At 55.9% G+C, this 9,995-nt stretch carries 13 protein-coding genes; all 13 read left to right on the forward strand.

The window, feature by feature from the left end; translation table 11 throughout:
• The first annotated feature begins 2 nt into the window (after positions 1 to 2).
• The 13 genes from A6U95_RS22085 to A6U95_RS22145 all read left to right on the forward strand — a co-directional run bounded on the left by A6U95_RS22085 (position 3) and on the right by A6U95_RS22145 (position 9,961).
• A complete protein-coding gene (locus A6U95_RS22085) occupies positions 3 to 1,577 on the forward strand; it encodes a DUF935 domain-containing protein (protein ID WP_065686034.1) in 1,575 nt (524 codons plus the stop codon).
• The gene (locus A6U95_RS22090; protein WP_065686035.1) at positions 1,564 to 2,829 is read left to right on the forward strand and encodes a phage minor head protein; all 1,266 of its coding nucleotides are present in this window, start codon (positions 1,564 to 1,566) and stop codon (positions 2,827 to 2,829) included. Before A6U95_RS22085 ends, A6U95_RS22090 begins: the two co-directional genes overlap by 14 nt.
• Positions 2,819 to 3,370 (forward strand): phage virion morphogenesis protein, encoded by a 552-nt coding sequence (locus A6U95_RS22095; RefSeq protein WP_065686036.1) that lies wholly within the window; start codon positions 2,819 to 2,821, stop codon positions 3,368 to 3,370. The genes A6U95_RS22090 and A6U95_RS22095 overlap by 11 nt, the downstream gene beginning before the upstream one ends.
• 222 nt (positions 3,371 to 3,592) lie before the next feature.
• Entirely contained in the window at positions 3,593 to 4,735 is a 1,143-nt protein-coding gene (locus tag A6U95_RS22100; protein ID WP_065686037.1) for a phage protease, read from the forward strand.
• Positions 4,728 to 5,111, forward strand: coding sequence for a hypothetical protein (locus A6U95_RS22105; RefSeq protein WP_065686038.1), 384 nt, complete (start codon positions 4,728 to 4,730; stop codon positions 5,109 to 5,111). The genes A6U95_RS22100 and A6U95_RS22105 overlap by 8 nt, the downstream gene beginning before the upstream one ends.
• A gap of 10 nt (positions 5,112 to 5,121) precedes the next feature.
• Positions 5,122 to 6,030: a Mu-like prophage major head subunit gpT family protein gene (locus tag A6U95_RS22110; protein ID WP_065686039.1), complete on the forward strand. Its 909-nt coding sequence runs from the start codon at positions 5,122 to 5,124 to the stop codon at positions 6,028 to 6,030.
• The gene (locus A6U95_RS22115) at positions 6,030 to 6,482 is read left to right on the forward strand and encodes an HI1506-related protein (RefSeq protein ID WP_065686040.1); all 453 of its coding nucleotides are present in this window, start codon (positions 6,030 to 6,032) and stop codon (positions 6,480 to 6,482) included. The genes A6U95_RS22110 and A6U95_RS22115 overlap by 1 nt, the downstream gene beginning before the upstream one ends.
• 9 nt (positions 6,483 to 6,491) lie before the next feature.
• On the forward strand, positions 6,492 to 6,920 hold the full coding sequence (locus tag A6U95_RS22120) for a DUF1320 domain-containing protein (protein WP_065686041.1): 429 nt from the start codon (positions 6,492 to 6,494) through the stop codon (positions 6,918 to 6,920).
• Positions 6,917 to 7,561, forward strand: coding sequence for a DUF1834 family protein (locus tag A6U95_RS22125; RefSeq protein WP_065686042.1), 645 nt, complete (start codon positions 6,917 to 6,919; stop codon positions 7,559 to 7,561). Before A6U95_RS22120 ends, A6U95_RS22125 begins: the two co-directional genes overlap by 4 nt.
• Positions 7,554 to 7,781: a hypothetical protein gene (locus tag A6U95_RS22130; RefSeq protein WP_083196444.1), complete on the forward strand. Its 228-nt coding sequence runs from the start codon at positions 7,554 to 7,556 to the stop codon at positions 7,779 to 7,781. The genes A6U95_RS22125 and A6U95_RS22130 overlap by 8 nt, the downstream gene beginning before the upstream one ends.
• On the forward strand, positions 7,768 to 9,189 hold the full coding sequence (locus A6U95_RS22135) for a phage tail sheath C-terminal domain-containing protein (RefSeq protein WP_065686043.1): 1,422 nt from the start codon (positions 7,768 to 7,770) through the stop codon (positions 9,187 to 9,189). The genes A6U95_RS22130 and A6U95_RS22135 overlap by 14 nt, the downstream gene beginning before the upstream one ends.
• A 13-nt stretch (positions 9,190 to 9,202) precedes the next feature.
• Entirely contained in the window at positions 9,203 to 9,574 is a 372-nt protein-coding gene (locus A6U95_RS22140; protein ID WP_065686044.1) for a phage tail protein, read from the forward strand.
• On the forward strand, positions 9,575 to 9,961 hold the full coding sequence (locus A6U95_RS22145) for a hypothetical protein (RefSeq protein WP_065686045.1): 387 nt from the start codon (positions 9,575 to 9,577) through the stop codon (positions 9,959 to 9,961).
• The last annotated feature ends 34 nt before the right edge of the window (positions 9,962 to 9,995 follow it).

A 9,995-nucleotide genomic window follows, 5' to 3' on the forward strand; every position in this document is an offset into this window, starting at 1 on the left:
CAATGGTTCAAATCGTTGACCAGTATGGTCGCCCGCTTAATCGCGAAGTGCTCAAGAGTCCACAGACGGCACGCGTAGCGCAGTTTACACGCCAATGGCCAAGCCATCCCTCTCTTGGGCTTAACATGCGCCGGTTGCCACATATTCTGCAAGCGGCCGAACGCGGTGATCTGGCCGCGCAAGCTGACCTGTTCGAAGACATGATAGAGCGTGATGGCCATATCTTTTCAGAGATGGCCAAGCGCAAGAATGCTCTCCTCACATTGGACTGGAGCATTGAGCCCCCGGAGAACGCCACGGCGGAAGAACGCAAACTGGCGGAGATGGTGTCGGAATGGATGAAGGCGTTGCCGGAATTCGAAGACATCACCCTCAATGCGGCCGCTGCCATTGGCCACGGTTTTTCGGCACAGGAAATTGAGCGGTGGGAGTTGGAGGATAAAGTCTGGTTGCCAACCAAGATTGTGTTGCGGCCGCACCGCTGGTTTTCTACTACCCCCGATGAGAACGACGAGATACGGCTCAGTGATGGCTCAATGAATGGGGCCGAACTCTGGCCGTTCGGCTGGCTGGTACATACCCATAACGCCAAGTCCGGGTTTATTGCACAGTCCGGGCTGTATCGCGTTCTTGTCTGGCCGTATCTCTTTAAGAACTTTTCCCTACGTGATCTGGCTGAGTTCCTGGAGATCTACGGACTGCCTATGCGTTTGGGAACCTACCAGGCTGGCGCGACAGATAACGAGCGTGACGCGCTCCTTCAGGCGTTAGTCACGATGGGCCATGATGCCGCCGGTATTATTCCCGAAGGCACCACTATTGATTTTAAAGATGCAGCAAGTGGGCAGTCTGATCCGTTTGTAACGATGATCGACTGGGCGGAACGCACCCAATCCAAGGTTATCCTGGGCGGTACGTTAACGAGCCAGGCGGACGGCAAAACCTCGACCAATGCCCTGGGCAATGTGCATAACGAAGTGCGTCACGATATCCTGGTCGCGGATGCCCGCCAGCTAGAGGGATTCTACCGAGGCTTTATCCGTATGCTGCTCGGCATCAACGGCTATAACGTCAGTTCCCGCCGTCAGCCACGCCTGGTATTTGATACCCGTGCGTTGGAAAACCTCAAGGATTTCAGCGAGGGTGTAGCGACCCTGGTCGAGCGGGCTGGCGTCGAAACGATCCCGGTATCCTGGGTGCATAAAAAGGCCGGTATCCCCGAACCGAAGAACGGCGAGCCGGTCTTGAAGCGCCAGCAAGCCTTGCCACAGGTGGGGTTATCTCAGCTGTCACCCTATCGTTCGTTTGCGGCTCTCAGCACCATAACCGACGAGATAGACGACCCTGCTCAGGTTGCTCTGGACAATGCGCAATCCGTGCCAGACGCCATCAACGCTGCCATGCAAAAACTGATTGCTCCCCTGGTAACCGCCCTGCGTGATGGCACCAGCCCCGATGATGCCCTGGATATTGTCGCGGCCAGTTATCCGACGCTGGATGACACTCAGCTGCAGCAGCTGCTTGCCCAGGCATTATTTGTGGCCGATATCTGGGGGCGTTTGAATGCCGACAGCTAATGTCGATCTGGCCTATGCCATCGGCCTACAGCCAGAGGAGGCCATTCGCTACTTTGAGTCGAAAGGCTACACGATAGGATTCAACTGGCATGATGTTGAGGCCCGCGCTCATGCCACGGCGTTCACCGTCGCCGGGGTATTAAAGCAGGATGTGCTGCAGGATATTCATGGGGCGCTCAGCGATAGCCTACGGGAAGGTAAAACCTTTGATCAATTCAAGCGCCAGCTCACGCCAGTGCTTGAACAAAAGGGCTGGATGGGTAACGGGTTGGTGGCCGATGAAGATGGTGTGCTGCAGGGTAAACAACTGACACCGCGCCGGTTGAAAACCATCTTTGAAACCAATATGCAGGTAGCGTACAACGCGGGCCGGTATGAAGAACAAATGGCGAACGCCGAATTTCGCCCCATTTGGGAGCGTATCGCCATCATGGATACGCGTACTCGCCCCCGTCATGCTGCCCTTAATGGTTTCACTGCCCGCTATGATGATCCAGTCTGGCAATTCATGTACCCGCCAGACGGTTATCGCTGCCGCTGTCGTGTTCGCGCCCGGACAGAGGCAGACGTGGAACGCCTGGGATTGAAAGTCGAATCGAGTGAAGGCCGTATCGAAACCGTGCAGCAAGCCTGGGGGCCAAACGAGACGCGGCAAGTCCAGGCTCTGCGCATCAACGGCGAACTCTATACACCAGATGCCGGTTTTGGTCACAATCCCGCCCAGGGAAATCTTGCCGCACTGGGGCAGCGGTTGATGGATAAGTCTGCCGTTGCCACCCCTCGGCTGGCCTCACTGGCCGTTAATGAAACCCTCGGTAATGAAACCCTGTTAAAGGCCGTTTCAAATGACGTTAAAAAGTGGGTTAACCAGGTAGCTGTCCAGGCTAAACCCTCTGGCGCGGTGCGTCATGTGGGAGCTATTGAGCCACAGGTGTTGAGCGCCCTGGAACAGCGTGGCCAGGCACCAGCATCGGTTGTTCTCTCCGCTGTCGATACGTCTGTACTTGCGGCACCAGGCCCGCTCTGGGGAGAGTTACCGGCATTGCTGCGCTCTGCCGAGGCGACGTTGCTCGATGGCGATAACCTGGTATACGCCATCCGCCAGGGCGAGCAGCTCTATGGTGTCACCGCTACCCCTGCGCCTAACGGGTTGATGGTTGATGTGATGCACCGTGGCGCGGCATTAACTGCTGACAACCTGCAGGCGCTCAACAAGTTGCCTGTGCTTTCTGGGGGGATCAATGTCCCGTAATATTGAGATCACATACAACATCACCGAGTTTGAACGTGGCCTGGGCGAGTTGATCCACCGTCTGGAACATCGTGAACCCCTGATGCGTGAGATGGCCGCTGCGATGGGCGATGCGGTGGAGGAGAACTTTAAGAATGAGGGTCGACCCGCCTGGATGGGCTGGAGCCCCGCTTATGCCAAGAAACGGGCAGGTGGTAAAATCCTGCAGCGCTCTGGTCGTCTGGCCAGCAGCGTAGCGCAGAGCAGTGATAATGACGGTGCTACGGTCGGGACTAACGTTGTCTATGCTCGCATTCACCAGGAAGGGGGAACCATCAAGCGCAAGGCGCGTAAACAGGATCTGCACTTCCGGCAAGACAAGAGCGGCGAAATCGGCAATCGGTTTGTGAAAAAATCAAAGTCTAACTTTGTTCAGACCGTTGCGGTCGGAGCCTACAGCATCAAGATGCCCGCCCGTCCTTTTCTGCATATCACCGAGCAGGACATTAACGGCATGGAAAACACCGCTGAAAGCTATTTCAAGCGCATAATCGACAATTGACCAGAGACGCGCTGTAACGTCCACAGCGCGTTTATTTTCTGCTATGGTACTCACGCCTGACTTAGCCCCTGTTAGACGTTTTTAAAAACGGTTTGAAAACGATTAGCCGCATTGCTCCCCCCTCGCAATGGTGGCAAGATGATTTCTGCGTTATCCCTCCTTTATATACCACTGAACCCCATCAGCTGAACCTTGACTTGCCACCCCCGTATTCTCGGTGGCATGAAACAAAAACTTTTAGTCGCCGCACTGGCCACCGAACTCAATAAAACCGCTTCTGGGGAAATCCAACTTTTCCCGGCCGGGGAGTTTCGGGCCCAAGATGGTCGTCCAACCGAGTGCGCCAACTGGTTAATGACCGCCGAACTGGCGCAAGTGCTGATTGCGGCGGCGGATGCCCGCACCACGCCTTATGTCCTCGATTACGAGCACCAGACCTTACGTGCAGTCACCAATGGCCAACCAGCACCGGCTGCAGGCTGGTTTAAAAAGCTGGAATGGCGTGATGGCGTTGGCCTGTTTGCTGTTGATGTGGTTTGGACTGATGCCGCCGCAGCCATGATTGGCAACCTCGAATACCGGTACATCTCCCCTGTTTTCGCCTATGACAAATCCGGTCAGGTTCGGAAGATACTTCATGCCGCGCTGACCAACACCCCGGCCCTGGATGATATGGAGGAGGTAGTGCTTGCTGCCGCCTCGCTCCTGGCCACTGCCTCAACCACAGAAGGTACTACCACAATGGATGAACTCCTCGAGCGACTTCGCTGGATGATGAACCTGCCAATCACCGCGACGCAAGCCGACATCATTGCCGAACTGAACAAGTTGATTGATCAGCTTTCTGGCAGTGAGGCGGGTACGGCAGCGGCCTCGTTCCAAACGCTGTCAACCACACCTTTCAACCTGATTGAACGCCTGACTACCGATGCGAGCCAGTTGGCTGCATTGAGCGCCCAGGTGGAAACTCCAGACCCGGCCAAATGGGTATCTGTTGCTGTGATGCAAGAGTCCATTAATCAGGCCGTCGCCCAGGTAGGGGCAACCTCTGTTGCCGACCTGGCCGCAAAAGAATGTGACGGCTTGATCACTGCAGCCCTTTCTGACGGCCGTCTGTTGCCAGCGCAGGAAGCCTGGGCCAAAGGGCTGGCCAAGTCGAACCCGGATAGCCTGAAAGGTTTTCTGGAGAAGCAGCCCCCCATTGCAGCCCTGTCGATGAGCCAGACCGGGGGTAAACCGCCCAGCGGTGCCAAGCCGCTTTCATCTGTCGAAGATGATGAGGAACTGGATCTGGCTGTATGCGCCCTGATGGGTACAGATCCGAAGATGGTCGCTGAATTCCATAAGGGGACATCAAATGAGTGATCGCAATACGCTGCGGCGTGACGGGCTGTTATTCCCGGTGCCAATGGCCGCGAATACCGAGATTTTTGGCGGGCATATTGTTTGCGTCAATGCGGCTGGATATGCCGTGCCAGGCGCTAACGGGCTGACGCCGCTCGGCGTGTCAGATGGCTATACCGACAACAGCGCCGGTAACGCCGGTGATGAAGTGGTGCTGGTATCCCGTGGCCGCTCGTTCAATTTTGCCAATAGTACGAGCGACCCCGTCACGCAGGTGATGGTCGGTCAGTCCTGTTACATCGCTGATAGCACTACGGTGCAAAAAACAGCGGCAGGTACAGCCCTGGGGACTGTGTTGGGCGTGGATGTTGATGGCGTCTGGGTTTTAATCAAGTAGGAGAAACGCCGTGTTAGTGAATGTCAAGAACGTTAAAAATGTGTTTATCAACCTGAAGGCGACGTTTCAAAACGCGTTTAATCAGACGCCGACGGAATGGAATAAAGTCGCCATGCTGGTGCCATCGACAGGCAAGGAGAATGACTACTCCTGGCTGTCACGTTTCCCGAAAATGCGAGAGTGGATCGGGGATAAAACAGTCAGGGCATTGGAAGCCTTTAATTACACCATTCGCAACAAGGATTGGGAGGCCACCGTTGAGGTTGATCGCAATGATATTCGTGATGATCAACTGCTGGGGTATGCCATTCAGGCTCAATCTGCCGGTCAGTCTGCTGCAGAGTTGCCGTCAGATATCGTCTATGAGTTGATTAACAAAGGGTTTGTGAACCTTTGTTTTGACGGGCAGCCGTTCTTTGATACCGACCATCCTGTTGCAGGGGCATCGGTATCGAACAAGGGAACGAAAAAGCTGTCCGTTACATCACGCGCTGCTGCTCAGGCCAGTTATGGGGCTGCACGTACTGCCATGCGGAGCTTCAAAGATGACGAGGGAGCAAGCCTCCGCATTCGCCCGACTCTGCTGGTTGTTCCACCTGCGCTGGAAGATGACGCCAATTTCCTGATGACAGCCGATAAATTCCCAGACGGCACGCCTAATACCTATAAAGGCACCGCTGAGGTGTTGGTTGTGGCTGAGTTGACCTCGGATACCGCGTGGTTCCTGTTTGATACCACCAATCCTATGAAGCCGCTGATTTATCAGGAGCGTGAAAAGCCGGAGTTTGTTGAGCAGACTGACTACAACAACGACAACGTCTTTATGCGTAAGAAGTTCCGCTTCGGTGCCGAAGCCCGCGCTAATGGCGGTTACGGCTTCTGGCAGATGGCGTATGGCTCAACCGGGGAGGCTGCATAATGCCGATTCAAATCACTGCCCGTCGTGAGGGGTTCCGCCGTTGTGGTATCGCTCATAGCGAAAAAACCAAGACTTACCCGGATGATTTTTTTACTGAAAAACAGCTGAAGGAGTTGGAGAAAGAGTCGCAGTTGATCGTCGTCCGAATCGATGACAGCCAGCCTGCTGTTATCTCTAGCGGGCTAAAGTTTGAGGACGTCGTAGCAGAGCACCTGAAATTGCAAGGCGAACACCTGAATCTACTGGGCGAACTGCGTCATAAAACCGCCGTTATCGATGCACTGTCAGATCGGTTGGCCATTGAGCTCGACTTTGGTACATCGCTGCAGCAGGAACTGGAGGCGCTGAAGGTGCCACCAGTGCCTGCACCTGATGACCAGGCTGATAAACAGACTGGTGATCCAGCAGGTGATGATAAGGCCACCAACAGCCAGGCCAAAACCAAGAAATAAGGCGGCGCTATGTATGCAACTCGGAAGGATATGGTGTTGGCGTTCGGTGAGCGGGAGTGTATCTCGCTGACTGACCGCGAATTCACTGGCCAGATTGATGATGAGGTGCTGAATGCCAAGTTGCTCCAGGCCAGCGCCGAAATCGATAGCTACCTGTCTGGGCGTTACCCTACGCCCTGGCCAGATACGCCAGGCGTGTTGGTGGGGCGTTGCTGCGATATCGCGCGTTATCTGCTGTGCGGCGCGGGAACGCAATGCACCGAGGAAATCCGCGAGCGCTACGAAGATGCGACTCGCTACTTCGAGCGCGTTGCAGCCGGGACGATCACCCTGGGCCGGATGCCGAACGGCGAGGTCGTCCAGTCTGGAACCCGAGTTGCATTCTCATCCGCTGGCCGGGCGTTTGACCGTGGCTCTACGAATGGAGGTGCGTTTTGATTATCACCAGGACAGAACAAGCCATTGTAGAACGTCTGCGTCAGGGGCTCGGCAAGATGGTGCATGGTGTAGCGTCTTACGGGGGCGAGATGGATGGCGAACCGGCTGAGATCGTTCGCCAGTTACCTGCTGCCTGGGTGACGTTTGGTGGTGTTCTAAAGACCGACAATACCAATCTCACCAAGCGCAAATACACCACGCATGGCCGTTTTGTGGTGATTGTCGGTGACCGTAACCTGCGCAGTGAGAACGCCGCCCGCCTCGGTGGGCCAGGGATTGGCGAGGTCGGCACCTATCGTCTGGTCGCGGCCGTTCGTCGCCTGCTGTCCGGGCAGGATATGGCGCTCCCCATCAAGCACTTGATACCAGGGCGAGTACGTACCCTGTTCAATACCCAGGTAGAAGCAGCCGCACTGTCTGTTTTCGCCTGCGAATTCGATACAGCCTGGATAGAGATGGCCTTGGAGGAAAACCGCTTTCCGTTGGTTGATGCACCCGCTGATCACCCTGACAGCCTGTTTAACGGGTTCGGCGGTATTGCCAGTGCTGATGATCCGCAGTGGCTACGCACCCATTTGAACTATGACATACCGCAATCGGCACAGTCGCCGGATGCCGTGGACATTATCGATCATGAATAAGATCAAGATTAAGGCAGTGGCCGGGGTTCGTGTTCCCAGGGAAGACAACGCCCGCCGCTACATCACCGAGCTAGAAGCGGTAACCGTGCCGAACTCAGCCTATTACCAGCGGCAGATCGTCGCCGGTGACCTGGTGATTGTTGGTGATGAGGATACGGAAGCTGCCACCATTACCCAGGGTAAAACAGCCAAAGCGGAGGTGAAGCGTGGCGAGTCCTAACATTTCGTTTTACGAGATCCCCGGTAGCATTCGCAAGCCTGGCCAGTACATCGAGTTTAATACTCGGTTGGCAGTGCGCACCTTACCAGGTAACCCACAAAAGGTACTGCTGATCGGCCAGATGCTGGAAACCGGTACTGCTACCCCTTTGGTGGCCATCGATATCTTTTCCGATGAGCAGGCAGCGGTCTCCTTTGGGCGTGGCTCTGTCGCTCACCTGATGGCTACGGCAGCTATCAGCAGCAATCGCTATTTGCAATTGCAGATGATTGGCATCCCGGATGCAACGGCGGGCAAGGCAGCAACCGGCACGGTCACCGTGGGAGGTGCAGCAACGGGCAGCGGTACTTTATCAGTGTGGGTGGGTGCAGCGCGTGTTGATGTGGCTGTGAATGCCGGTGATACGCCAACACTGATTGCGTCAGCACTGGCCACAGCCATTACCCAACAGACCCAACTGCCCGTAACTGCCCAAGCTGCCGAAGCAGTGGTGACGTTGACCGCACGTAACAAGGGCCAGGTAGGTAATGACATCATCCTCCAGGCGCAATCCACTGCAGCGGGTGCGACGGCCACCGTCACCGCCATGGCAGGCGGTGAAACCGATCCGGATATCGCCCCGGCGTTGGCTGCGGTCTTTGCCGCTGGTCACAACATCATTGCGGCACCGTTCTCTACGCAGACAGCGCTCACCGCGCTACGTAACCACCTGGATGATACCGGTGGCCCGCTTGAGATGCGCGGTGCTCTCGGGGTTGCTGGCTGGCGTCAGTCACTGTCAACCGGTACAACCCTGGCTGGCCATATCAATGCGGGGCGTATCACGATGGCCTGGCATAACGGTTCGGTCAAGCTACCCGCCGAGATAGCAGCCTCCTACGCTGCGGTGATCGCCAGTGAGGAAGACCCGGCCAGGCCGCTTAATACCCTGCAACTGACCGCGCTGGACGTGACCGCATTGGCCAGCCGTCCTGGTCGTAACGAGCAAGAGAACGCCTTGCACAACGGGTTGACGCCTTTGGTCGTTGGCCCTGGTGACCGGGTACAGATTGTGCGGGCTATCAGTACCTACACCCAGGATGCTCAAGGCGTCGATGATGTGGCACTGCTGGATATCACCACCATCCGCACCCTGGATTACGTGCGCAAAGCCTGCCGTGAGCGTATCGCGTTGCGTTTCCCTCGCGACAAACTGAGTGGGCGCACTGGCCCGAAGGTGCGCAGTGAACTGCTGGATGTTCTGCTCAAGCTGGAGGAACTGGAGATTGTGGAAAACGTCATTGAAAACCAGTCTGCCCTGTTGGTTGAGCGTGACGAGCAGGATGTGAACCGGTTGAATGCGGCCATCCCCACCGACGTTGTGAACGGCCTGCATATTTTCGCCGCTCGCATTGACCTGCTGTTGTAAGGAGTAATAAGCGATGGATGAGTATGTTGGCTCTATCGTCCTGGAAATGGATGGCCAGGAAATTGAGGTAACCGACCTCAAAGAAGATACCACTACGGGCCGTAAGCTGGTGAAGACCATGAACAAGACCGGCCGGGCCAAGGGGTTCAGCCGTGGGATTGCGGAGTACCAGTTGACCATTTCAGTTGTGGTTCCACTAACCGGGGATCTGAACTGGGAAGGCATGGAAGGCGCGAAAATCACGCAGTACCCGCTTAGCGGCAGTGGTGGCAAGCGTGTTTCTTTCCTGGACTGCTTCTCTACCCAGGTGGGCGCGAGCTACACCGTGGACAACGAAGCAAAACGTGACATCACCGTAAGCGCCCTGCGCCGAGTGGAGGAATAAATGAAAGAATCAGGCTCTTTGCTGTACGGCGTGCAGGTTGGCGAACAGTACCATTTCACTTTCACTGTTCGCCTGCCGGTGGTGCGCGATACCATGAAAGCCCTGGAAGCTACGATGGCGGAATGTGGCACCACGGAAGGCCCGGTTGCGGGGATGTTCTATCGCGCAGCGGTCATGGCCTCAGCGTTGGATTCACTGGGAGATATCCCGGTTGAGCAGATCACACCTACGCTACTGTGTGATGGACTATCCGATGATGACTTTGATCTCATCGATGCCCAGATATCCGCCATTAAAAAAAAGCGGATGAACTTGAATCCAGCCTTCACGGCTACCGAGCCACCGTCCTCGCCCTCGGAAAATACGGACTCACCGAAGACCGCATAGGGGCGATGACCCGCACGGAGCTTGACGGCTACAT

This window comes from Serratia sp. 14-2641 (assembly GCF_001692375.1).
Lineage (GTDB): Bacteria > Pseudomonadota > Gammaproteobacteria > Enterobacterales > Enterobacteriaceae > Chania > Chania fonticola_C.